20 protein-coding genes are annotated in these 24,694 nt (G+C 65.2%); 9 read left to right on the forward strand and 11 right to left on the reverse strand.

The genetic code is table 11. The features are described from left to right. Positions 1-7 precede the first annotated feature (7 nt). From QF046_RS08215 to QF046_RS08225, 3 genes are read right to left on the reverse strand one after another with little or no spacing between them, the layout of a single operon-like run. On the reverse strand, positions 8-1,003 hold the full coding sequence (locus QF046_RS08215; protein WP_307368272.1) for an NADP-dependent oxidoreductase: 996 nt from the start codon (positions 1,001-1,003) through the stop codon (positions 8-10). A 10-nt stretch (positions 1,004-1,013) separates the two neighbouring features. Then, positions 1,014-2,252: an MFS transporter gene (locus QF046_RS08220; RefSeq protein ID WP_307368276.1), complete on the reverse strand. Its 1,239-nt coding sequence runs from the start codon at positions 2,250-2,252 to the stop codon at positions 1,014-1,016. Then, on the reverse strand, positions 2,249-2,755 hold the full coding sequence (locus tag QF046_RS08225) for a PaaI family thioesterase (RefSeq protein WP_307368279.1): 507 nt from the start codon (positions 2,753-2,755) through the stop codon (positions 2,249-2,251). The genes QF046_RS08220 and QF046_RS08225 overlap by 4 nt, the downstream gene beginning before the upstream one ends. Positions 2,756-2,846: 91 nt before the next feature. Between QF046_RS08225 and QF046_RS08230 the strand changes: the two genes are divergently transcribed. Next, positions 2,847-3,329: a helix-turn-helix domain-containing protein gene (locus tag QF046_RS08230; protein ID WP_307368283.1), complete on the forward strand. Its 483-nt coding sequence runs from the start codon at positions 2,847-2,849 to the stop codon at positions 3,327-3,329. A gap of 45 nt (positions 3,330-3,374) precedes the next feature. Here the strand turns inward: QF046_RS08230 and QF046_RS08235 are convergent, their stop codons facing one another. Further along, positions 3,375-4,022: a peptidoglycan-binding protein gene (locus QF046_RS08235; protein WP_307368286.1), complete on the reverse strand. Its 648-nt coding sequence runs from the start codon at positions 4,020-4,022 to the stop codon at positions 3,375-3,377. Positions 4,023-4,698: 676 nt separating this feature from the next. After that, entirely contained in the window at positions 4,699-5,247 is a 549-nt protein-coding gene (locus QF046_RS08240) for a TetR/AcrR family transcriptional regulator (protein ID WP_307368289.1), read from the reverse strand. A gap of 133 nt (positions 5,248-5,380) precedes the next feature. On the opposite strand from QF046_RS08240, the gene QF046_RS08245 reads away from it, so the two are divergent. Further along, positions 5,381-7,558 carry a glycoside hydrolase family 3 C-terminal domain-containing protein gene (locus QF046_RS08245; RefSeq protein ID WP_307368292.1) on the forward strand — a complete coding sequence of 726 codons (2,178 nt, stop codon included), beginning with the start codon at positions 5,381-5,383 and terminating at the stop codon, positions 7,556-7,558. Positions 7,559-7,672: 114 nt separating this feature from the next. Beyond that, positions 7,673-8,974: an MFS transporter gene (locus QF046_RS08250; RefSeq protein WP_307368295.1), complete on the forward strand. Its 1,302-nt coding sequence runs from the start codon at positions 7,673-7,675 to the stop codon at positions 8,972-8,974. 57 nt (positions 8,975-9,031) lie between these two features. On the opposite strand, the gene QF046_RS08255 is transcribed toward QF046_RS08250, so the two are convergent. The 4 genes from QF046_RS08255 to QF046_RS08270 all read right to left on the reverse strand — a co-directional run bounded on the left by QF046_RS08255 (position 9,032) and on the right by QF046_RS08270 (position 14,378). Further along, a complete protein-coding gene (locus tag QF046_RS08255) occupies positions 9,032-10,069 on the reverse strand; it encodes an alpha/beta hydrolase (RefSeq protein WP_307368298.1) in 1,038 nt (345 codons plus the stop codon). Then, entirely contained in the window at positions 10,018-12,795 is a 2,778-nt protein-coding gene (locus QF046_RS08260) for an alpha-L-rhamnosidase (protein WP_307368302.1), read from the reverse strand. The genes QF046_RS08255 and QF046_RS08260 overlap by 52 nt, the downstream gene beginning before the upstream one ends. Beyond that, positions 12,741-13,652: an alpha/beta hydrolase gene (locus tag QF046_RS08265; protein WP_307368305.1), complete on the reverse strand. Its 912-nt coding sequence runs from the start codon at positions 13,650-13,652 to the stop codon at positions 12,741-12,743. Before QF046_RS08265 ends, QF046_RS08260 begins: the two co-directional genes overlap by 55 nt. A gap of 120 nt (positions 13,653-13,772) precedes the next feature. After that, entirely contained in the window at positions 13,773-14,378 is a 606-nt protein-coding gene (locus tag QF046_RS08270) for a TetR/AcrR family transcriptional regulator (protein ID WP_307368308.1), read from the reverse strand. A 176-nt stretch (positions 14,379-14,554) separates the two neighbouring features. On the opposite strand from QF046_RS08270, the gene QF046_RS08275 reads away from it, so the two are divergent. From QF046_RS08275 to QF046_RS08290, 4 genes are all read left to right on the forward strand, one after another. After that, positions 14,555-15,859 (forward strand): ABC transporter substrate-binding protein, encoded by a 1,305-nt coding sequence (locus tag QF046_RS08275; protein ID WP_307368311.1) that lies wholly within the window; start codon positions 14,555-14,557, stop codon positions 15,857-15,859. A gap of 11 nt (positions 15,860-15,870) precedes the next feature. After that, complete coding sequence (locus tag QF046_RS08280) at positions 15,871-16,830, forward strand: carbohydrate ABC transporter permease (protein WP_307368314.1); 960 nt, start codon at positions 15,871-15,873, stop codon at positions 16,828-16,830. Between the two features lie 92 nt (positions 16,831-16,922). Further along, positions 16,923-17,669 carry a carbohydrate ABC transporter permease gene (locus tag QF046_RS08285; protein WP_307368317.1) on the forward strand — a complete coding sequence of 249 codons (747 nt, stop codon included), beginning with the start codon at positions 16,923-16,925 and terminating at the stop codon, positions 17,667-17,669. Continuing rightward, positions 17,666-19,969 carry an alpha-L-rhamnosidase gene (locus QF046_RS08290; RefSeq protein ID WP_307372787.1) on the forward strand — a complete coding sequence of 768 codons (2,304 nt, stop codon included), beginning with the start codon at positions 17,666-17,668 and terminating at the stop codon, positions 19,967-19,969. The genes QF046_RS08285 and QF046_RS08290 overlap by 4 nt, the downstream gene beginning before the upstream one ends. 42 nt (positions 19,970-20,011) lie before the next feature. Here the strand turns inward: QF046_RS08290 and QF046_RS08295 are convergent, their stop codons facing one another. Next, positions 20,012-21,127: an alcohol dehydrogenase catalytic domain-containing protein gene (locus QF046_RS08295; protein ID WP_307368327.1), complete on the reverse strand. Its 1,116-nt coding sequence runs from the start codon at positions 21,125-21,127 to the stop codon at positions 20,012-20,014. A gap of 41 nt (positions 21,128-21,168) precedes the next feature. Then, the gene (locus tag QF046_RS08300) at positions 21,169-22,164 is read right to left on the reverse strand and encodes a LacI family DNA-binding transcriptional regulator (RefSeq protein WP_307368330.1); all 996 of its coding nucleotides are present in this window, start codon (positions 22,162-22,164) and stop codon (positions 21,169-21,171) included. Between the two features lie 164 nt (positions 22,165-22,328). Between QF046_RS08300 and QF046_RS08305 the strand changes: the two genes are divergently transcribed. Continuing rightward, positions 22,329-23,249: an alpha/beta hydrolase fold domain-containing protein gene (locus tag QF046_RS08305; protein WP_307368332.1), complete on the forward strand. Its 921-nt coding sequence runs from the start codon at positions 22,329-22,331 to the stop codon at positions 23,247-23,249. 1 nt (position 23,250) lies between these two features. After that, positions 23,251-24,693: an MFS transporter gene (locus QF046_RS08310; protein ID WP_307368335.1), complete on the forward strand. Its 1,443-nt coding sequence runs from the start codon at positions 23,251-23,253 to the stop codon at positions 24,691-24,693. Position 24,694: the final 1 nt, after the last annotated feature.

Below are 24,694 nucleotides of genomic sequence, written 5' to 3' on the forward strand. Positions count from 1 at the left end.
CGCGGCGTCAGGGAACGGTGATGACGACTTTGCCGCGGATGCCGCCCCCGGCCAGCGCTTCGAGCGCCTGCGGGGTCTCCTCGAATGGGAAGACCTTTCCGACGACGGCTCGCAACATCCCGGCGTCGACAAGGGAGACGATCTCGCGGAGCTGGTCACCGCTGGAGCTCATCAGCAGGAACTCGTAGGTCACACCGAGCTTCTTCGCCTGAGAGCGGATCCTGCGGCTCAGCGCGGCGACTGCCAGACGCACCACTGCATTCAGGCCGGCTGCCTTCGCGAATGCCGGGTCCGGCGGGCCGGAGATCCCGATGGCCTTCCCGCCCGGCTTGAGAATCTTCAGAGACTTCTCCAGGTTCGCCCCGCCGAGGCTGTCCACGACCAGGTCGTATCCGGACAGCTCCTCCTCGAAGTCCTGGGTGCGGTAGTCGATCACCACGTCCGCTCCGAGCTCACGGACGAAGTCGGCGTTCCTGCCGGAGGCTGTGGTGGCGACACGAGCTCCGAGATGCTTGGCGAGTTGGATCATCATCGACCCCGCACCGCCGGCACCGGCGTGAATGAGCACCTTCTGGCCCGGCATCACGTTGCCCCTCACCACGAGCACCTGCCATGCGGTCAAGGCCACCAGCGGCAAGGACGCCGCCTCGACGAGGCCGATCGTGGTGGGCGCGAGCGCGAGATCGGATTCGTCGATCGCAATGCGCTCCGCGAAGCTGCCGATCCTGTGGTCCCGGGGCCTGGCGACCACCCGATCACCGGGCGTGAAACCGGCCACCTTCGATCCGACGCGGATCACCGTGCCGGCGACATCGTGTCCGAGCGTGAGAGGTGTCTTGTAGGGCAGGATCGCCTTGAACTCCCCCGCGCGGATCTTCTCGTCCAGCTGGTTCACCCCGGCAGCCGCCACCTCCACGAGAACATCTCGCTCGCCGACGACGGGCTCCGCCACGTCAGCTTGACGCAGGGGCTGCTTGTACGCGTCGAGAACGAATGCCCGCATGGGATCTCCTTCAAATAGCCTGTCTCGTCGCCCTTGCGGCGACGAGCATGAGAACGAGCACCGCGGCGCTGAGTGCGGTCAGTGACAGAGCGGCAATGCCGACAGCGGTGCTCAGACCGCCGGCGGTCGCCAGCGCACCCACACCGATCGCGGTCCCCGCTTGGAGAGCGTAGGAGACCAGATAGAGCAGCGACAGAGTGCTGCCGCGGTGGCGCGGGGAAGCGACCCGGTTGATGAGACCGAGCCCTCCCGTGAACGCGAAGGAGTAGGCGATCCCGCCGAAGATGCACCAGCCGAGGAAGAGGATGACGGATCCGGCCGTGCTGGCGGCCGCCATGAGACCGAGGCTGACAAGCGTGAGGGTCGCGCCGATCCCGATGGAGACGTTCGGTGGGACGCGGGACAGGAAGAGCGCGGTCAAGCCGATGGTCGCCGCGGAAACGCCGAGAAGGGCACCGACGAGCGCGCTGTTCCCGGTGTGCGCGAACTGGGTGATCATGTGGGCGCCGAGGGACAGGAAGATCGCGCCCACGCAATACGCCAGAGACACGGAGAGCGTCGCGATGGCGAAGCGCAGTCTGATGCCGCGGGGCATGCTCGGGGCTTGCGGGCGCCACCGCTGCAGACGGATCGGTGTGTCGTCCGGAGAGAGTGCCAGCGCTCCGATGGATGCCACAGACAGTACGAGGAGGACGATGTAGCTCCAGAGCAGGGGCAGCGGGGCGAACTGGGCGACCGCACCGCTGAGCACGAGGGCCAGAGTGAGTCCGGTCGCAGTCGAGATGGTCGCCATCGAGCTGGCGAAGCGGGGGTTGGCGCTGGTGTTGTTCTCAATGAGTGACGCGGTCGCCGACCCCATCGCCAACCCAGCACCGGCGCCCTGCAGGGTCCGGCCGATGAACAGGAAGGACACATCGGAGGCGACGGCGAAGAGGATCGCGGATGCCGCGATGAGGGCGACACCGGCGAGCATGACGAGCCGTCTGCCGAACTGGTCGGAGAGGCTTCCGAAGAGCGGAAGGACGATGATGAGCGCGAGCTGATAGGTCGCGAACACCATCGTGATCGTGAGCGGGGTCAGATGCCACTGCTCCGCGTAGATCGGGTACAGAACGCTGGGCGCTCCCGACGACCAGAGCACGAGGGCGAGGACGGATGCCGCGGCCCAGAACGCCCCGCGCCTTCCCAGCCGCCATCGCGTGCGGGACGCGAGAGCATCCGCCGGCGCGGCTGTCCCCTGGGTAGTCATCGGGCGGCAGTCGGATGGATGATCAGGCAGGTGCTGGATGCGGTGGCGAGCACCCTGCCATCGCTGTCACGGATGTCAGCTTCGGCGAAGGCGGCGCTTCTGCCGCGGCGGGTGATCCAGCCGTGAGCGGTGACGGTGCCGGTTTCAGCGGTGATCGGCCGCAGGAAGGAGACCTTGATTTCCAGGCTCGTGTAACCCACTCCTGCGGGCAGGGTGCTGTGCACGGCGCTCCCGCACACCGAGTCGAGCACCGTCGCGAAGAAGCCTCCGTGGACCGATCCGATCGGGTTGTAATGCGACTCGTCGGGCTGGGCGGTCATCACGACATCGCCATCATCGGCGGAGACGAACTCCAGACCGATGTGGCTGCTGATCGGCGGCGGTGGGACCAGCCCGTCGATCAGCGCGCGCAACTGCTCGAGCCCCGTCCGCTCGAACAGTTTCGTCTTGTCCTCTTCAGGACGGTGGTAGTTGATGGTGCGTGAACGAGTCTGCGGCGTCATCGACTCTCCTCCGGGTGCTGGATACCAGGATCACCCTACTGATGCTAACTTGGTTATGCCAACTCAGAGTTCACGCACCGAGGATGAGGTAATGCCCCGTAAGCCACCGATGCTCGCCGATGCACTGGACAACCAATGCGCCATCGTCAGATCTCTTGGTGTGCTGAGCGACTCCTGGAGCTTCCTGCTGCTGCGCGAGGCGCTGCTCGGCCGGCGCACGTTCGCGCAGTTCCGAGACTCTTTGGGCATCGCGAGCGACGTGCTCAGCGCGCGACTGAACGCACTCGTGGAGCACGGCGTACTGGAGCGGATTCCGTACCAAGAGCCCGGACAGCGCACTCGCGATGCCTACGAGCTCACCGCAGCAGGCGATGAACTGAAGGTCGTGCTGGTGGCCATGCAGCAGTGGGGCGAAGCCCACGTTCAGCGCGGGCGCACCGGAAGCGTGCTTCCGGTGCGCCGTGGTGGCCATGAGCGCGTGCGAGCCGTATTGGTAGACACCCATGACGTGATCCTCGGAGAAGACGACGTGGATTTCGTTCGCGTCACCGCCTCTGAGGCTCCCCGGCGCTGAATAGATCGCCGAGGCGGGCCCGGGAGCCCTCTGCTCTGCAAATGATCAGCGGCAGACAGGGAGAGCGCCTCGAGTGAAGCCGAACGGGCTGGTCACTGTGGAGGTGGTGCCGTTCGCGCGACGCGCTTCCAGCGCGCGGAAAGCCGCGGTCGCCCCGGTGACCTGGTAGTACTGGCCCGACTTGGTCTGACCGCGGTCGATGTAGTCCAGGTACGTCCCGGACGTGCTTCCCGAGTACCAGAGGGTGATTCTGCGCAGGTCGGTGGTGGTGTTGTTCCGGGCCGAGTAACGCACGCCCGTGTTCGCCGAGTTGCGGCATGCAAAGACGTGGATCCCGTTGAGGGAGTAGATCGCCGTTCCCACCCTCGGCAGTCCGGCCTTGAGCTTCGACCAGGTGAGGGGTCCCACAACACCGTCCGCGGCAAGACCGTTCGCGCGCTGGTAGAAGATGACGGCGCGCCTGGTCAGCGTGCCGAACGAGCCGTCGACCGACAGACCGCCGAGGCGCTGCTGGAGCACGCGCACGCAGCTGCCCGTGTCACCCGGGCGCACCTTCTGGGGCGCGGAGATCGTGCAGCTGACCGTCGCTGCGCTCGCGGGTGAGGCGCCGCCGACGAGCACGCTCCCGGCTGCGAGTGCGACGACTGCGGCCACAGCGGCCAGCCGATTGCGGAGGGTGGATCGGACAGTCATGGAGCTCCTTACGGCAAGGCCGATCCGCATGAGGCGAATCGGTCGGTCACCGCGATGCTATTGAGCAGTCAGGGGTCTCGCCCATGGGCTGTTCTGCCCATGAAGTGCCTCCGACCTCGCAACGTCAGCTGGCGAACGGTCAGCGGTCACAATGAAAAGTCCCTGGTCAGAGTTGAATCTGAACAGGGACTTCTTGGCGGAGACGGAGGGATTTGAACCCTCGGTCCCCTTGCGAGGACTCCACCTTAGCAGTGTGGTGTTCTCGGTCTGACTGCCCGGTGGTCTCGCGGTGCTGAAACCGGCTGAATGGCTGGGAAGCCCGTGATTCCGGGGCTATTCGGCCTTGTGCCCTTCGACTCCCCATGCACTGGGGACACGCGAAAACTCGTCAGAAACGCCAACCTCGGGATGCTCCGGACACTTTTGGGACACTTGGCGACGCGCTGGGTCACGGTGGAGTTCGAAGCCGAATCGCTGACGTTCTCTTGGGTCCCATGCAGTCCAAAATGCCGGATTTCGGCGGACTCACCCCTTTCCAATACCGCCTGGAACTGGCTTCGATCCGGCTCGATCTCGTGCGTTCGTGGTTGAAATCTTGGAGGCGATTCTTTCCAGATCGCGAGCTACGGCTGGACGGACTCGCACCGAGCGCGCGGCCCCAAGGCCGAGTCAGTACTCACCTCCGCACCAACAGGACCGAGGCATTGCGCCAAAGAGCCACGAGGTCGAGGTCGGGGTCCCGGAGCCACTGGAGCTGCAGCCCGTCCATGATCGCAAGCACTTCGACGGCGAAGCCTTCCGGATGCGGATGCCACGGGCGAGCGGCGTCAGCGATGGTCACACGCCCCACCGTCGCGCGTCGCGCGAAGAAATCATGGGCCGGATGGGACGGATCGAGAGCCTCGGCGCCGAGGATCGCGTAAAGCTGCACGATCTCGCGACGTTCCGCGTTGCGACGGACCTGCTCGTCCAGCGCCCGCCAGACCCCGGCCTCGTCGGTCGGCAGGGCGCCGCCCGGTGCGGCGATCACCTCGTCCACTTCATCGCGGTGGCGGAGGATCTCGATGAGCACCGCTTCTTTTGTTCCGAAGTGGTGTTCGACGCCTGCCCGGGTGATGCCGCTCTCGGCGGCGACCTGGGAGAGGTTGAAGGTGTTGAACCCCTGCTCGGATACCAGCCGAGTTGCTGTCTCGACGATCTGCGCGCGGCGCGCGGCCGGTGCCATTCGTGTGCGGGTTCGGGGTGTCTTCATCTCACGAGCCTTTCATATCCGCTCTTGCGGGAATTTGTTGTCTATGCCTACTATCGCTTACCTGTATTGATACAGGTAAGCGATTTGGACAGCGAGGATGTGTGTGATGTCAACGACGAGTACCGCGACGACGGCTTTCGCCGAGAGTGTGGACCGGGTGCGCTCCGGCGCCAGCGCGCAGGATGTGGCAGGGGAGCTCCTCTCCGCGCTCACGCGGCAGGAGAAGCTGTTCCTTCTCGACGGCGACGAGGAGTTCTGGCCCGGGATGGGCGAGATCATCAAGCAGTACAACTCGGCTCCGATCGTGATGGGTCGAGTCGACCGCCTCGGCATCCCCGGGCTGCGCTTCAGCGACGGACCCCGTGGAGTGGTGATGGGCGAGGCGACCGCCTTCCCGGTGTCGATGGCGCGCGGCGCGACATGGGACGTCGAACTCGAGGAGCGCATCGGAGTGGCGATCGGCGCCGAGATGCGTGCGCTCGGCGCGAACTTCTATGGCGGCGTATGCATCAATCTGCCCCGTCACCCGGCATGGGGTCGCGCGCAGGAGACCTACGGCGAGGACAGCCACGCTCTTGGTGAGTTCGGTGCGGCCCTGACCCGGGGGGTTCGTCGCCACGCGATGGCCGTGGCGAAGCACTACGCCCTGAACTCGATGGAGAATGCGCGCTTCACCGTCGACGTCAGCGCCGATGAAGCGACACTGCAGGAGGTGTACCTGCCGCACTTCCGCCGTACGGTCGAGCAGGGCGTCGACGGAATCATGACCGCCTATAACAGCGTCAACGGAGAGTGGGCCGGCGAGAACGAAGCCTTGATGGAAGGCATCCTGCGCGAGCAGTGGGGGTTCCAAGGCGTCACCGTCTCGGACTTCATCTGGGGGCTGAGAGACGCGGCGAAGTCGCTGCGCGCAGGGCTCGATGTCGAGGAGCCCTTCCGCCAGCAGCGCGCGGAGCACCTTCCCGCCGACCTCGCAGCCGGACGGGCGTCATGGTCGGACGTGGATCGCGCCGGCCGGCGCATCCTTGCCACGCAACTCGCCTTCTACGCCCGAGACCGCGACGAGGAGCCCACCGCCGACGTCGTCTTCTCCGCAGAACACCGCGCGCTTTCTCGCGAGGCCGCAGCCGCCGCCGCAGTGCTCCTGAAGAACGACGACGTCAACGGCCGGCCCGTTCTCCCGCTGTCAGCGGACGCTCTCGCCCGCGTGGCGGTCATCGGGCGTCTGGCGGATCTTCCGAACACCGGCGACGAAGGGTCGTCCAACGTTCATTCCCCGGAGATCGTCACACCACTGCAGGGCCTGCGCGCCGCCCTCCCTTCCGCTGCCGTCACACACGTCTCCGCCGATGACCCGGGAGAGGCCGCCGGCGCAGCCGGTGACGCGGATGTGGCTGTCGTCGTCGTCGGCTACACCTCCGCGGACGAGGGCGAGTACATCGGCGATCTCGCCAGTCAGCACGAACTCCTGGCGCTCTTCCCGCCGCCTCCGGAGGGCGTTGATCTCGCAGCCGTCATGGGCGCCGCCGACAGCCAGCTCGCGATGGGAACCGCAGTGGGCGGCGACCGCCACTCCCTCCGCGTGCGCCCGATCGATGCGGACATCATCCGCGCTACCGCTGCGGCGAATCCCCGCACCGTCGTCGTCATCGTCACAGCCGGCGCGATCATCACCGAGGAATGGCGTTCGTCCGTTCCCGCCGTGGTGGTCAGCTGGTACAACGGCAGCGAAGGCGGAAGCGCACTCGCCGACGTGCTCCTCGGCGTCCACGACGCGACCGGTCGCCTGCCCTATTCGATTCCGACGAGCGAAGAGCATCTGCCGGCCTTCGACATCGACGCGACCACCATCACCTATGACCGGTGGCACGGGCAGCGTCTGCTCGACCGCGATGGAATACCCGCCGCCTTCCCACTCGGCTTCGGCCTCTCCTACACGAGCTTCTCCCTGGACGAGCTCACCGTCGGCGAGGTCACCGGAGAGAGCTTCGATGCACAGGTCACGATGACCAACACCGGCGACCGTGCTGGACGACACGTCGTCCAGCTCTACGCGGCGATCGACGCGGAGGACTTCCCGCACCGCGTCCTCGTCGGCTTCGCCCCCGTCACTCTCAACGCCGGCGAGACCCGCACGATCGCTGTCACCGGATCCACACGACCCACGAATCGGTGGGCCGAGGGACGATTCGTTCCTGCCGCGACACACGTGGTGATCGAAGCAGCCGCCTTCTCCGGCGACCCCCACGCGATCACGGCGACTCTCGACCTGCTTCCATCCTGACGAATGCTTCACGATGCCGCGGAGAGGTCTTCGCTTCGCGGCACCGTGAACCATTCCTCCCTTTCCCTCACGTCCGCAAACCACTGCCGCTCGGCCGACCCTTCAAGGACAACGATGTCTCAGACGCCCGCACCCGATCAGTCCCCCTACGCTCCCGCACCGGACACGACGACCGTGACCGCCAACCCTCACGACGGGCGAACCACCTTTCGCCCCCTGCGTCTCGGCCTCGCCCTCTTCATCGGCGGGGCTCTATGGGTCGGACCCTTCTACGCATACAACGCCGTCCTCATCCCGGCCCGGCTCGAACAGATCGCACCCGCCGACAAAGTCGGGCTGATCGCCATGATCGCCATCACCGGATCGCTCGTCGCGATGTTCGCAAACATCATCTTCGGAGCCCTCAGCGACCTCACTCGCAGCCGCTTCGGCCGCCGCGCGCCGTGGATGATCCTCGGCTCAGCGGGAGCATCCGCGTCCCTGTTCGTGCTGCTCTCGAGCGAGTCGACAACCGTCGTCGTCTTCTCCTGGATGGCGTTCCAGATGTTCCTCAATGCGATCGCCGCCCCTTTGATCGCCACTCTTGCCGAGCGCGTCCCCAAAGCTCGTCGCGGCACATACTCCGCCATCTACGGAGTAGGGGTGCTCATCGGCGTGTTCGGCTCGCAGATCGCGGCATCCTTCTTCACCACCGACCCCACGACAGGCATGGCCATCTTCGCGGTCATCGTGCTGCTCGCAGGCCCCGTGGTCGTGCTCATCTCGCCGGAGAAGTCCAACCTGAACCAACCGCGGCAGTCCTTCAGCGTGCGCATGATCGCCGACAACTTCTCCTTCCCCCGGCACGGCGCACGCGACTACTACTTCGCACTATTCGGCAAGCTGCTCGTCATCCTCGGCGCATACTCGCTCTCCGGATACCAGCTCTACATCCTCACCGACTACATGGGGCAGACGCTCGCCGAAGCTGGCGGCACCATGGCCATGATGGGCATCATCCAGCTGGGAACGGCGCTGGTGTTCGGCGCGATCTCCGGGCCGATCTCGGACCGAATCGGTCGCCGCAAACCGCTCGTGATCGGCTCGGCGATCCTCATCGCCCTGGCCTCCTTGCTCCCCTTCTTCGTCGTGGAGCCGTGGGCGATGCTCGTCTACGCCCTGGTCGGGGGCACCGGACTCGGCATCTTCAACTCGGTCGACCAGGCACTGAACACTGAGGTGCTGCCCAACATCGACAACGCCGCCAAAGACCTCGGGATCCTCAACATGGCCACCACGGGCGGCCAGATCCTCGGCCCCGGCCTCACCTCGAGCATCGTCGGCATCACAGGCGGCTACGCCCCCGTGTTCATCGTCGCAACCGGCATCGCCACCCTCTCCACACTGCTGATCGTCCCCATCCGCTCCGTCCGCTGAGGCAGGCTCTCCGAATTCAGGGGGTCAGCGGATGGGGTGGAGCGATCGGGCCGGAAGTCACGAGACGTGAGGGCGCAGGGATTCGATCATCCGCGACCGGAATCCGGAGGTGATAGCCGTCACCATCGCTGCGTCGGCTCCGTGATACATGCCGTCCTCCACGTGAACCTCGCAGGAGACGCCTGCGCTGTTCAGCCTGCGCGCGTACTCGAGATTCTCGTCGTGGAAGAGGTCGAGGCTGCCGACTCCGATCCAGGCCGGTGGGAGACCGGAGAGATTCTGGCGACGCGCAGGCACGGCGTATGGCCGAGATTCGAGCAGGCCCGGCTTGTGACCGAGGTAGACCCTCCATGCCATGCGGTTGAGGGTGGGCGTCCAGGCAAAGCGGCCACGACCGGCGGGGTCTGGACGAAGGCCGGTTCGGTCATCGAGCATCGGGTATTCCAGCATCTGAAAGCTGACAGGAATGCCTTGGTCGAACGCCCGCTGCGCAAGGGCCACGGCGAGGCCGCCGCCCGCGCTTCCGCCGCCGATTGCGATTCGTGAGTCATCGATGTTCAATGAGTTCGCGGAGTCATGCAACCACTTCAGCGCGGTGAAGCAGTCATCCAGATCCAGAGGGAACGCGCCGATGCGGTAGTCGACGCTGATGACCGGCACTCCGAGATCTTCCGCGATTTCTGTACACCAGGAATGGTCCCCAGCGGCTGTTCCGAGGATGTGCCCGCCTCCGTGAATCCACAGCAGCGCACCGGTCCTTCTCTCGCGTCGGAGCGGCTCGTAGATGAAGACATCGAATGAGCCGTCCTCGCTCGGCAGCGAGACCGTTCGAACACTCGCCCCTTCGGGCACGGCGGTCGGGCGGTCGAGAAGTCGCCGCCCCAGCGGAAGCATCCAAGGCCGTGCGAATGAGTAGTTGAAATAGAGGCCGATCGACCGCAACTCCGGAGCGACGCTTGCGATCGACCGCCTCGTGACCAGGATGTGCCTGAGGATCGTTGCAGCCGCACCTGCCGCAGCGCCCGCGAGGAGACAGGTGGGCTTCATCTCGACAACCGATCGCTCTGTCCTGCAAGCGGCCACGCGAATGTCCATTCCCCCGACCCCACTGCATGGATGGTCCTATCCGGCAGTGTCACCGTGGCTCGGGAGCCGGTCGGAACCGTCACGACGACTCGACCGCCCATCTCGGAGACGTCCCACCGGATCGATGCCGATCCATACGGCGTCTCCACCGACGACTCGACGAACGTCAGGCCCCCGCCGACAACTGGTCTGAAGCCGATGTGTTCGTACCCGGGAGCAAGCGGCGTGATTCCTGCGAGCTGTTCGCGCATCCATCCGGCGACGGATCCCAATGCATAGTGGTTGTGGCTTTCCCTGGCCCTGCCGTGCTCGTCGTACCCCTCCCAGGTCTCCCAGATCGTGGTCGCGCCCTGCTTCACTGCGAACAGCCACGAAGGAGCAGTGTCCTGCAGAAGCAGCCGGAATGCGACATCCTCGTGTCCGGTATCCACCAGTGCGGACAGCAGCATGGGCGTGCTCAGGAATCCAGTACCCAAGTGCATTCCCGCGCCTTCGATGAGCTCGATCAATCGAGTGGACGCATTCTGCCGTTCATCCGCGCTGAGGAGATCGAAGGCGATGGCTCGCACGTAGTCGTCCTGCAGGTCTCGGCCGATGCGTCGACCCTCGTCTCGGACGAATGCCGCGCGCCACGCCTGCCTGACCGAGTTCGCGAGTGCTCGGTAACGGGCAGCGTCCCCGCTGTGGCCGAGCACTTCTGCGGCGTTCGAGAGCAGCCGGGCGGAATGCTCGAAGTATGCGGTCGCCAGCCCCGCTCCATGCAGCACACCATCGAAGAAGCTCCATGGAACGTGCTCTCCCGGGCGCAGCCACTCGCCCCAGTGGAAGCCACTGTCGAGAATGTACCGCTCGGCCTTGCCGACACGCGAAGAGAACCAGCGCTGAAAGCCGCGTCGACGCGCGGACCGCTCCAAACGGTCCACCCATTTGCGCATGCTGTCGTACTGAGTGCTCAGCACGTCTTCGTCACCGTAGTAGCGGTAGATGTCCCAGGGCATCAGGACAGCGGCGTCACCCCAGCCGACGGAATTTCCCAGGAAGTCGCCGAGAAGGCGCGCAAAGAAACCCGCATTTCCGGATCGTTCGCTCGGTATCCACGGGGAGACGTTGCCGTTGTCCTTCTGTTCCACAGCGAGGTTGCGCAGATACCGTTTGAGAAATGCTCGGCTATCCACCATCCCCGTCGCTGTGGGGGTGAAGACCTGGATGTCGCCGGTCCAGCCGGAACGCTCGCGTGTCGGGCAATCGGTGGGCGTGTCTGTGAAGTTGGACCGAGTGCTCCAGTGGACGTTGTGCCACAGCTGCGTGAGGCGGCTGTCGGATGCCGAGAAGGATCCAGCTGTCGGAAGGTCCGACGAAAGCGCGATGCCTTCGACGTCGTCGGGGGCAAGGTCTTCGGAGAGCCCTTCGATCTCCACGTACCGGAAGCCGTGAATGGTGAACCAGGGCCGCCACCACTGCTCCGATCCGTCCAGGATCACCTGATCGCGCTGGTACCAGGGCTTCTTCGGGTTCTGAATGATCCAGTCGGTGTCGAGTTCGCCATCCGACGTCAGCACTTCGCTGAAGGTCAGTCTGACCGTCGTGCCGGCCTCGCCCGCGAGCCGGATCCGGAGCACGCCGGCCAGGTTCTGACCCAGATCGACCAATTGCCTGCCGGCCGGCGAGCGCCATGTCTTCGGAGCGAAGGAGCGAATCCGTGTGACCCGAGGAACTTCCTCCGCGATGAGTCGACGAGCATGGGGCGGGAGCAAGTCCACCGGCGCGAAGCGACCTGGCACCGCATCGTCGGCGAGCCAGTCACTATCGGGAACTCGAAGATCCACCGTCTCCCCCAGCTTGGGATCGCTCTCGATGATTCGGCCCGGGCCTGCCGCCCAGGACTCATCCGTGGCCCAGTGCACTGTGGTTCCGTCGGCGAGCTCGAGTTCCAGTTGCAGGAATCCGGCCAGACGGTCTCCGTACACTTCACGTCGATCGAAGAAGCTCACCTGACCGCGAAAGCGGCCATCGGCCACAGCCATGGCCACGACGTTCGTCCCAGCCCGGAGGCGGTCGGTGACGTCGTAGACCTGATACTCGACGGTCTCGTTGTAGGGCGTGTATCGCGGTACGAGCGCCGGTCCGGTCAGGTCAGCGCCGTTGACGAAGAGGCGGTACCAACCGAGCGCGCTCGCGTACGCACGGCCGCGGACGACGGGCGCGGAAAGCTCCAGTTCGCCCCGCAGATATATCGGCGCTGTCGTCGATACTGAGTCTCTCCGGGCCGTGATCCACTGGGCGTGCCATCCGTCGGATCCAAAGATGCCGGTTTCGAAGCTCGCCGACTCGCTCCACCCACCGCTGCGATTGTCTTGATCCCAGACGCGCACCCGCCACCAATACCGGGTGGAGGACGAAAGCGGAGCACCCGAATATCTGAGACCGAACGGGCGGGATCCTGCTACCGGACCGGTGTCCCACAGGACGGCGTCACCGAAGTCGTCGCGCAGTGCCACTTGCACTTGGAACGCCGTCTGCAGCAGATCTCTGCCGTCACCCACGAGATGCCAGGTCAATTCGGGATGGGCATCTCCGATCCCCAATGGCTCCGGGAAGTCGTTGGTGCGCAAGTTGGTCGCGCTCAGGGCAGCTGCGGGCTTCACGGGAGTTGTCCTTCTCATGCTCTGCTGATGCGGGGTCAGTGGCGAGGTGGCAGCGCGTCGTTGATGATGGCGCGGGCGCGGGCGTTGCACTGCCGGCTTGCGGCGAACGGGACCGCGTTGAAACCGTGCGGGGCACCGGGGAAGATGTCCAGCTGCACGTCGATGCCGTCCGCCCTCATCCTGGCTTCGATCCGGCGTGCGTCGTCGAGGATGAGGTCGCGGGATCCGACCGGCATGTAGGTCTTCGGGAAGCCGCGGAAGGATCCGAACAACGGAGAGACTGCGGGGTCCTGAAGATCGCGGTCGCTGGCGTACCAGCGTGCGGACAGCGCCACTTCGGAGCGCACCAGGATGTCGCGGCCGTTGTTGGCGGTTGAGGATCGACCGCTGAGCGACAGGTCGCCCCAGGGGAACACGGCGACCAGGGCGGTGACCATTGGAAGGCCCGCCGCCACGACAGCCTGCAGGACGGTGAGCGCAAGTCCGCCGCCCGCGGAGTCGCCGGTGATGGCCATCCGATCGGCGCCGACGGTCTTGAGCAGAGCGCGGTAGACGGTCAGCGCATCGTCCAGGGCTGCAGGGTAGGGATGCTCGGGGGCCAGGCGGTAGTCGACGCTGACCACGTCCGGTCCGCCCTTCGTCGCGAACGGGATGGACAGCGCTCCGGGGTCGCCGAGCACATATGCTCCCCCGTGGAAGGCGAGCACCGTTCCACGGTCGCCGCGGCCGGAGGAGAAGCGGATGACGGGGATGCCGTCGATGTGCTCCTCTGTTCGCTTCACATCGCGTGGCAGCCGGAACCTCCCCGTGATCCGCAGGTTGTGCCGGCGGGCCGCCTGCAGATCGAATGGCTGACCCTCCCGACGGCGCGCGTTCATCGCCAGGAAGCCGGTCAGCGCCGTGCCGACCAGACCCACACGCTTCGGTTCGCTGGTGAAATCGATCATCTTCGTGTCCCCTCGTCGACCGCGCCATCAATCCCACTGATTCGAATCAGTACGGTAGCACGGCACTGCCAGAAGGACCGCTCCTCCGACTCACACGATTCTGTTGATCCCGGGCGCCGCTTACGGAGCCCCCACGACCACATCATCTCGGCGAGTCAGCACTCGCATGGCGCGATCCAAGGCATTTGCAATATCGAACGTTGGGGCTATCAGCCATTGCGCCTGCAAACCGTCCCACATTGCGATGATCTGCCGACCGACTTCAGTCGGGTCGAGAGCGGGGTCGGCGAGCCCGCGAGCCTGCCGCAGCTTCACCTCGTTCGCGTAGGAGTCGATGATCGCCGCATAGCGACGAACGAAGAACGTGTGTGCGGGGTGCTCCGGGTCGCTCGCCTCGGCCGCCATCGCGACGTAGAGCCGCACTGTGTTCTGTCGTTCAACTCCCGCCTTGGCGAGCGTGCCGGCCAGCTCGTAATGCGCCAACCCGGCGGTGCGCTCGCGCTCGCGATCGTCATGCGCCTTCAGTGCGGCTGCGAGCAGATGCTCTTTGCTCGGAAAGTGATAGAGAACTGTCGCCTCGCTCATGCCGGCCCGCTCGGCCACCTCTGCGGAAGTCACGGCTCGGTGACCGAACTCCTCGACCAGATCCAGTACGACGCCGGCAACTGCATCTCGTCTTGCCTTGCTCTTGGCGTAAGGGCCGCGGGGGCCGGTGGGGCGTGCCATGTGGCGACTATAACACTCAGGCAACGATGCGAAACTTGTGCAGTTACTAGGATTGACGTCCAGCGGTGTGCAGGGATAGCCTCTGACTATGCCAAACTTAGTAGTTACTTAGGTTTGAAACGATCAAATAGGCATAGCGGTCTCCCAGCCGCATCTTCTGTTGCAAAGGAGCAAAGATGAACTCTCGTCCGCTTATCGGTGCAATGGCCATTCTGGCCGTCGCCGCACTGACCACCGCGTGCAGCCCGGGCGGTGGAGGCTCTGGGTCGGAGTCGGGCTCGACCTCTGGCCAGACCCTCACCGTCTGGTACAACTCAGCTGACAGTGAGGCACAGCTCGCCGTTTACGAACGATACGAGGAGGAATCCGGCAACACGCTGAACCTCGTCGCAATCCCGGCGGACGGATTCGAGAACCAGGTGACCACCAAGTGGGCCACCGGCGACCGCCCCGACATCCTCAGATATCACTCGACGTCCTTGTTCTTGGCGCTGAATCCTGCCAAGAATCTTCAGGATCTCTCAGACCAGGCCTTCGCCTCGCACTCAGGCGAGGTGTACAAGAGCGGAGCCGCATCCTACGACGGCAAGACCTACGGCGCAGTGACCACTCTTCCTACCCAGTTCGGCATCTACTACAACAAGGATGTGCTTGCGAAGGCCGGCGTCGAGGCGCCTCAGACGTTCGAAGACATTGAGGCTGCGTGCGTCGCGATTCGCGACGCTCTCCCCGACGTCACCCCGTTGTGGGAGTCGGGCGGGTCGTCCTGGCCGACTCAGATCCTGCCGCTGATGTACCTCGCCGACGCCAACAAGGGCAACGCGTACGCGGATGATCTGCTCAGCCAGGACGAGTCGCTCGCCGATCCGGACGGTCCGCTGGTCGCGGCCATCGCCGAATACGACAAGCTGCGGGAAGATGGCTGCTTCAACTCGGACATCACGACTGCAAAGTTCGAGGATTCGGTGCGTGCTGTCGCGGACGGAACCGCCGCGATGGTCGCCCTGCACAGTGCCGTCCTGCCGATGTTCAACGAGGCGTTGGGTGGCGCCGCCACCACCGACGCCAAGATCGGATGGGCAAACCCCTCCACTGAGGACAGCGTGTCCGTGTGGTCTCCGCCGATGGCGACCTACGCTCCGAAAACGGGCGATGCCGATCGTGAGGCCGCAGCTTTGGACTTCATCGATTACCTCACGGGCGACGGCTACCAGCAGTTCATCGATGAGGCGGCCCTCTTCCCGATCATCGAAGGCGCCAAGGACCCTGCCGGAGCACAGGAGCTGATGATCACGATCAAGGACGCCTACCTCGCTTCGGCGTCGCCCGCGTTCAACTCCAACCTGGTCGGGTTCAACGCGACGTTCGACAAGACCATGGGCCAGGTCATCGCCGGCCAGCTCGATCCCGAAGGTGCCGGTGAACTCAGCCAGCAGCAACTGGAGCAGGGTGCACAGACTGCCGGCTTGCCAGGCTGGTGAGCGAGCGCTTCATGTCGACATCAACCGCTACCAGCGGCACTGCCGCGAAGCGCGGCGGGTCATCCGCCGGGGGTGCGTCATCGACGCATCCCCGGCGGGGCCGGCGCTTCCTCAACCGCCACGCGTGGTGGCCGTATGCTCTTCCGGGTGTGGGCCTGGTGGTCGTCTTCTTCCTCGTTCCATTCCTCCTGAACCTGCGGTTCTCGTTCACGAACTGGTCGAGTTTCACGGACGTCATCACCTGGAACGGACTGCGCAACTTCGAAACGCTCATCGACCAGAACATCTTCTGGCCGTCCGTGCAGGTCACCCTCATCTACGCTGTGACGGCCATGGTCGTGCAGAACGTGGTGAGCCTTCCCCTTGCCTACGCACTGCGGGACACGAACGGGATCAACTCGTTCTTCCGGTCGTTGTTCTTCCTTCCGGTCCTGATCGCTCCGGTCGCGGCCGGATACATCTTCTCCGCGTTGCTCAGCCCAGCCGGGCCCTTGAACGCGGCAGTGGCGGCAGCCATCCCCGGGTTCGATTTCGCGTGGCTCGGGGAGACGTCGACGGCGATCTTCATCGTCGCCGCCGTAGACGCGTGGAAGTGGAGCGGCGTCATCACCCTGGTCTACATCGCCGGCCTCAACGCCATTCCCCAGAGCTTCATCGAAGCCGCACGAATCGATGGGGCCAACCGTCTGCGGGTCTTCCGCAGTATTGAACTGCCATTGCTGGCCCCTGCCGTGACGTTCAACGTCGTGGTCACACTCCTCGGTGCCATCAGCGCCTTCGACATCGTCGTATCCGCGACCGGCGGTGGACCGGGCAACTCGACCACCGTTCTGAACCTCGCGATGTTCCGCCAGTGGGGGGCAGGGTTCTTCGGCACCGCCAGCGCATTGAGCTTGACAGTGGCCGTGCTGGTCATCGTCATTGCACTGCCGCTGGTGTCGTTCCTTCGCAAGCGAGAGGTGGAGATGTGAGCAAGCACCCGACGACGGGGAAGACCGTCAAGTACATCGTCCTGGGGCTATTCGCACTCCCGTGGGTGGTCATCCCGATGTGGATGCTCCTCGTGAACTCGTTCAAGCCCCTCAACGAGGCGACGCAGCTGAAACTGACGTTGCCCGAGAAATGGGCATTCCTCGAGAACTACGCCTACGTCATCGAAAAGGGCAACTATGCGACCGGGCTGACGAACTCCCTGGTCATCGTCGTCCCGACGATGGCCGCCGTCGTGCTGCTCGGGGCGTTGACAGCCTGGGCGTTCGCACGCTCGAAGTCCATGACGATGAAAGTCGCCTACAACGTGACGGTGCTCTCCATACTGCTGCCGCCCGCGTTGCTGCCGACGATCTTCCTTCTGGAGAACATCGGCCTGGGCGGGACCACCGCAGGGTACATCCTGGTCACCATCGCCACACGACTGGGGATCATGGTCTTCCTCGCAACCGGATTCCTGCGGGCCTTTCCCCAAGACCTGGAAGAGGCGGCACAGATCGACGGTGCCTCGCGGCTCGGCACCTTCTGGCACGTCGTGCTTCCCCTTCTGTCTCCCGTGCTGTTCGTGGGCTCCATCCTTCTCGTGATCGGGGTGTGGAACGAGTTCTTCTTCGCTTCCTTCCTGCTCCCCACCGAAGGTCAAGCCACACTTCCGCTGGCGCTTTTCCGGTTCTCTGTCGCGTCCGCCGAATTCGCGTCAATGCGCTGGAACCTGATCTTCGCGCACGTCGTACTCACCTCCATTCCGCTGATCCTGGTCTACTTGATCGTGCAGAAGAAGGTGCTCTCCGGCCTCACCGAAGGTGCGATCAAAGGATGAACCATGTCACTGCCGCCGCGCGGGAGATCCTCCGCGGCGATCCGCTTCTCGGCGCGGCGTTCATCACCGCCGAAGCGCCCCGGAATGCGGCCCCGCTCCTGTCGACGCGCGTTCGGCTCGAGCAGTCTTCGTCGCAGATCGCCGCCGCGAGCGTCCGGGCGACGGCGCTCGGAATCTACGAGCTGAACATCAATGACCGCCCTGTCACACAGTCCGTGCTGAACCCTGGGTGGACCGCGTACGAGTGGCGGCTTCAGTACCAGGAGTTCGACGTCACACACATTGCCGACGATGCTGTCGACGAACTCCGCGTGGAGGCCAAACTGGGCAACGGCTGGTACCGGGGAGATCTCGGGTTCGAAGGCGCGAACGCCAACTATGGCGACGAGATCGCCGTGTGCGCAGTACTGGAGATCACGTATCACGACGGGACGACGCAGCGAATCCGCACCGGCGCAGACTGGGTCGCGCACACGTCGGACACTCCTGCGAACTCGCTCTACAACGGTCAGCGGATCGACGCACGACTGCGAAGCGTGACCGATGCGCTTCCCGTGCGCGAGGTGGACGTCGATCGGTCGAGGTTGGTTCCGCAAGCAGGGCCACTGGTGCAACGTCATGAACGACTACGCCCGCAACAGATCTGGACAAGCCCGCGGGGAGAGACTCTCGTCGATTTCGGACAGAATCTCGTGGGCTGGATCCGCTTCACCGTCACGGGACCCGCCGGCACCCAGATCACGATCCGGCATGCGGAAGTGCTTGAGCACGGCGAGCTGGGCACGAGGCCGTTGCGCCATGCGCGGGCCACTGACGTATTCGTCCTCTCAGGCGGCAGCGACACCTTCGAGCCGACGTTCACCTTCCACGGGTTCCGATACGCCGAGATCAGCGGATGGCCCGGCGAACTCGACGCGGACAGCATCGAAGCCGTCGTAGTCCACTCTGCGACGCGCGCCACCAGCGAGTTCGAGTGCTCGGACCCCCTGGTCAACCAGCTCGTGCACAACTCCATCTGGGGACAGAAGGGAAACTTCCTGGACGTGCCCACCGACTGCCCCCAGCGCGACGAGCGGCTGGGCTGGACCGGTGACCTCGCGGCCTTCGCACCGTCCGCGTGCTTCCAATTCGACTCCGCCGACTTCATGCACAAATGGCTGCTCGACCTCCTGGAGGAGACGCGGCATCACCCCGAAGGCATCGTGCCCATAACCGTTCCTGACATCCTGAAATACGCGGAGTTCACCAACGGATTCACGCTGAACGGGCTCGGGCCGACCGCGATCTGGAATGACGCCGCCGTCTGGGTTCCCCAGGCGCTGTGGCAGGCATACGGAGACGAGGACCGCCTCACTGCGCACTACCCGGCAATGGTTCTGTACCTGCAATCCGTCGAGCGCGTACTCAGCCCGTCCGGCCTCTGGGACGAAGGGTTCCAGTTCGGTGACTGGCTCGACCCGGATGCGCCCCCGGACCAGCCCGGCACCGCCAAAGCCGACCCGTATGTCGTCGCCACGGCCTGCTTGTTCCGCAGCGCCACTTTCGCGGCGGAGATCGCGGGCCTCCTGAACAAGCCAGAAGACGCTCAGCGTTGGACTGCACTTGCGGCACGTACCCGCGACGCCTTCAACACAGCTTACGTCGATGCGGGTCGCATCTTCTCGGACTGCGCGACCGTGTACGCTCTCGCGATCTGCTTCGGGCTGCTCGATCCTCCCGACCGCCGCGTCGCAGGCGACCGCCTCGCCGAGATCGTCGAAGCCGGCGACTACCGGATCACCACCGGATTCGCGGGGACACCATTTGTCACCTGGGCGCTCTCGGAGACGGGGCATGTCGATGCGGCTTATGCACTTCTTCTGGAGAAGAGCTGCCCGTCGTGGCTCTACTCGGTGACCATGGGAGCCACGACGATCTGGGAACGCTGGGACTCGATGCTGCCGGACGGCACGATCAATCCCGGTGAGATGACGAGCTTCAACCACTATGCACTCGGTGCGGTCACCGACTGGATCTATCAAGTGGTCGCCGGCATCCGTCCTGCCGAGCCCGGATACCGAAAGATTCGTATCCAGCCCGTCCCCGGGCCGGGCATCGATCACGTCCACGCGGCCCTGGAATCCGTCGTGGGTCGTATCTCTGTCGAATGGCGCAATGACCATGCAGGATTCACGCTCGCCGTGGAAACGCCTCAGGGCACCCCTACAGAGATCGTGCTGCCCGACGGCAGCTCCACCCTCGTCGATGGAGGCGCGCACCACTTCCACGTCGACGCTGCTGTACGCGACCGGAGACTCTGAGAAGCTGAGGTCCTGAGCGCAGTCAGACGCGAGCCGACACGCTCACAGCGATCCCGGGAAGGTGATCAGCTGCCGCAGCTCTGATCCGTCCGCCAGTCCATCCATCGCCTCGTTGAGCGCGTCGAGGGTGATCGAAGAAGAGATCAGCTTCTCTACCGGAAGACGACCACGCCGCCAGAGGTCGACGAAGATCGGGATGTCCCTGCTCGGCACGGCCGAGCCGAGGTAGCTGCCGATGATCGTCCGGGCCTCTGCTGTCAGCACCAGCGGTGAGATCGAGCTGCGGGCCTCCGGCGCTGGCAGGCCCACTGTGACCGTTCTTCCGCCGACCGCGGTCAGCTCGACTGCTGTTTCGAAGGCCCGTGCGTTGCCGGCGGCCTCGATCACAAGCGGCGCGCGCACCCCCAGGGCTGCGGCCTCGGTGGGCGAGTACGCTGCGGATGCCCCCAGCTGGAGTGCCCGCTCAAGCTTGCTGTCGACTGCGTCGACAGCGGTCACGCGACCGGCACTCTGCGCGATGGCGGTGAGCACTGCCGCCATACCCACGCCGCCAAGACCGACGACGATGACGTCCTCGCCCGGGGCAAGGCGGCCGGCGTTCATCACAGCACCTCCTCCGGTCAGCACCGCGCACCCGAGCAGCGCGGCCACCGTCGGGGGAACGTCAGGGGGGACCGGTACGACGGATCGCCGGTCGACAACCGCGTGGGTCGCGAAGGCCGAGACGCCGAGGTGGTGTTGGACCGGCTCGCCGTCACGGTGCATTCGTCGCGCTCCGGACATGAGTGTGCCGTTCCCGTTCGCCGCCGAACCCGGCGTGCACGGCAGCCTGCCTTCGGTGCGGCACGCGTCGCACGCGCCGCACCGAGGCAGGAAGACCAGCACAACCCGCTCGCCCAGCTGGATGTCATCGACCCCGCTGCCGATGCCCTCGACGATTCCCGCACCCTCATGGCCGAGCAGCATGGGCAACGGTCGCACCCTGCTGCCGTTGACGACGGAGAGGTCCGAGTGACAGACCCCTGCCGCTTCGAGCCGGATCAGGAGCTCGCCGTCACCCGGCGGGTCCAGATCGAGGTCGCTGATCGACAAGGGACCGCTTTGGGCGTAGGGACGCGCGAGGGCGGACTCCGTCAGTACTGCGCCGCGAATTCTCATTCTTCTCGTCCTTTCGGAATCAACCATCTGCTGCAGACGAATCAAGCCGACTCGCGGTCGATGACCTCGATCGCGTTCGCGCTCGACAGATGCGGGGCGGGTCGACCCGCGATGCCCTCCACGACCACCTTCGCCATGTGCTGCGCGATCATCTGCTCGTTCTGGCGCACGGTGGTCAGCGGCGGGACGAGGAATCGTGACAACGGCTCGTCGTCCACACCGATGAGTGCGAGGTCTCCTGGGGCTGATAGGCCGAGAGCCCGCATCGCTGCCAGCAGTGCCGCTGCGACCTGATCGTTGTAGGCGGCCACCCCCGTGATCCCCTCGGCCAGCCAAGACTCCACGGCCGCCTTCGCGCCTTCGAACGACGAGCCGATGTCGATGATCTCGGGGGCGTCCAGGCCGCGCTGCAAGGCTGCTAGCCGCGCTCCCTGCACCCTGAGCCGGATGAATGATTCCAGTTGTGGGTCAGTGATCGTCGCATACCCGATCCGCGTGTGCCCTCGCGACACCAGATGCTGCAACTGGAACTCTCCGATGTGCTCCTGCGGCACGACCACGGCACGTCCGAGCGCGGTGTCCCCCGCCAGCAACGCCGACGCGACATAAGTGCCGCCCGCCTGAATGACCGCCAGCTCGGCTCGGTCGATCTCGCCGAATGCGATCACTGCGGCCGGCATGACCTCCCGCGACATCGTGACGAGCGACTGGCGCTCCTGCCGTCTACGAGTCAGCAGCACCAGGTCGCTGCGCTGCAACTCGTTGGTCAGCTCGTCGAGGATCCTCGCCATCACGTGGGTGAGCGGCCAGTCGGGCAGGATGAGCAGCACGACGTCGTTGCGTCCACGCCTCAGCGCCCGTGCGGCTGATGACGGCGTGTAATCCAACTCTCGTACAGCGTCGTATACGCGCTGGCGAGTGTGCTCCGGGATCTGCTGATTCGGGGTGTCGTTCAGCACATAGCTGACCGTGGTCTTCGACACACCGGCGGCACGCGCCACGTCGAGCGCCGTCGCCCTGCGAGCTACTTGGGTCACGTCGACCTCCCGTTGTTGTTGCTCTCCAGGCTACTGATCAGATTCACCAGGTTCGACCCAGCCGCTGATCGGATGCATCCCTGCTCGACTTTACTGATTCGAATCAGTAACATGGGTCATCGGAGCCACGAGGTCGTCGTCTCCACGAAAAACTAGGAGAGTCAGTGTCGACGAGCATCAAGTCGAAGTCCGAGTGCGAAGCCACGATCGCAGCCTTCGAGGTCGGCGACCTCCTCATCGAGGGTCCGCATGGCTCGATCCCGCTGCGAACCTATCTGCCGAAGGATGCGACGCAGGGGCTCGTCTGGGTTCACGGGGGCGCGTTCTCTTTCGGCGGTCTCGACGACGCGGAGAGCGACTGGGTCTCCCAACGCATAGCCGCGAGCGGCATCGCAGTCGTCGCCGTCGACTATCGGCTCGCGCCGGTACCCGACTGGCTGGCGACCGCAACCGGAACCCCAACCCGTTCAGGGGTTCATTTTCCCGTCGCATCCGAGGAGGTGGATGCCGCGTTCCGCTGGGCGACCACAAGCACCCCTGGCGTAGCGCCGAGCGCGTGGTCGCTGGGCGGCGCCAGCGCGGGGGCGGCTCTCGCGTCCGGTGCAGCGCTTCGCCTCCGCGACAGTGCAGGCGCCAGCGCCAGCGAGCGACCGCGTACTCTCGTCTTCGCCTACGGCCTGTTCCACGGCTCGCTTCCCCGACTTCGCCCCGAGATCGCGACGAAGTTCGCGGCGCTGCCGCCGGAAGCAGCGCGGCTCACGCCGGAGACCCTCGAAGCGCTCGCGCTCAACTACGTCGGCAGGTCGGGCCTTCTCAGCGAGGCGTACGCGTTCGCCGGCGGCCACGATCTCGTGGGACTGCCTCCTGTCCTTCTGGTCAATTCCGACAGCGACTCCATCCGCGCTTCGGGCGAGGCGTTCGCCGCCGAGCTGGCCGCGGCAAGTGTCGACATCGCTGTCGTCAACGAGCCCGGCACAATCCATGGCCACCTCAGCACACCCGATCACCCGGGCGCCGCACGGAGTGCGCAACGAATCGTGAACTGGCTGGCCTCGCGGCAGTCGGCAACCGAAGGAGCTCTCTGAAATGACTCGTCCTACGCTCGGCCGGGATGCCGCACAGGGCGCCGAAGCGCCCGGCCTGCGCCGCGCCGGCACATCCGACATGCACGTGCCGGGCGGTCCGTTCCGTCGGTATCTGCTCCTCTACGGCGTGGCGGTGCTCGGCTGCTTCATGGCAATGGCCGCGATGAGCAACATCCTGTTGCCCAATCAGGTCCAGGGCATCGAGTTCGGGAACTTCTTCAGGGGTGCCGACGCGGGGCTCGATCTGAAGGCGCTCACGGACCTCAATGCGCGGGTCGCAGACGGCGCACTCACACCGACAGCGGAGCAGACCCGTCAACTGGCCATGCTGCGCGCCTATGACGCCGCTCGCGCCGAGAGCCTCTCGATCGCCGCCGCACTCGGCATCCTGGCGACTCTCGTGGTCCAGCCGATCGTCGGCGCGCTCTCCGATCGCACCCGGTCAAGATTCGGCCGGCGCGCTCCCTGGATTCTGGCCGGCACGATCGTCGGCGCGCTCGCCATCGTCGGGCTGCGCTACTCCAGCACGATCCCGCTCGTGATCGCGTTCTCCGCCGTCGCGTCCGTCACGATCAACGTGGCACTCGGCCCGTTGAACACGACTGTCGCCGATCGTGTGCCGCATGATCGGCGCGGCGTCGCCTCGGCGATACAAGGGCTCGGTCTCCTGCTCGGAGCGGCGATCGGCGCGATCATCGCAGCGGTGCTCTTCGCGTCGATCGGCCTGGACGCGTACTTCCCGCTCGCGATCGTCGTCGCAGTGCTCGGCATCCTGTTCGTCCTCCTCGCACGCGATCGCTCCTCGAAGCAGCTCGAGCTCGAACCCCTGCACTGGGGCCCATTCCTGCGTGGCTTCATCGAACCGTTGCGTGCGCATGACTTCCGCTGGACATGGATCGCGCGCGCAACGCTCATGTTCGGATACTCCATCTCCACGGTCTTCTCCCTGTACATGCTGCAGAGCTATGTGCAACCGGCGTTGAGTGCGGCTGTGGCCACCGCGACCGCCCCGTTGCTCGCTGTGGTACTCGTGCCAGCCGCTCTGATCGGCATCGTCATCTGTGGACCGCTCTCGGACCGGCTACGACGACGCAAGCCGTTCGTCATCTGGTCGTCGGTGCTGATGGCCGCCTCGTACGTCATCCCGCTTGCGTGGCCGACCGTCACGGCGATGATCCTCCAGATGCTGATCGGGGGTCTGGCCTTCGGCATCTTCATCGCCGTCGACGCAGCGCTGTTCCTCGACGTGCTGCCGAACAAGCTGGCAGTCGGTCGCGACCTCGGCGTGGCCGCTGTCGCAACGAATCTCGGTCAGGCGATCGCGCCGCTCGTCGCAGGACAGATCGTTGCGATCAGCGGCTCGTACGCGCTCGTCTGGGTCGCGTCCATCATCGTTGTTCTCATCGCCGCAGTTGCGATCGTTCCCGTCAGGTCAGTCAGGTAGG

It is taken from the genome of Microbacterium sp. W4I4 (assembly GCF_030816235.1).
Classification (GTDB): Bacteria; Actinomycetota; Actinomycetes; order Actinomycetales; family Microbacteriaceae; genus Microbacterium.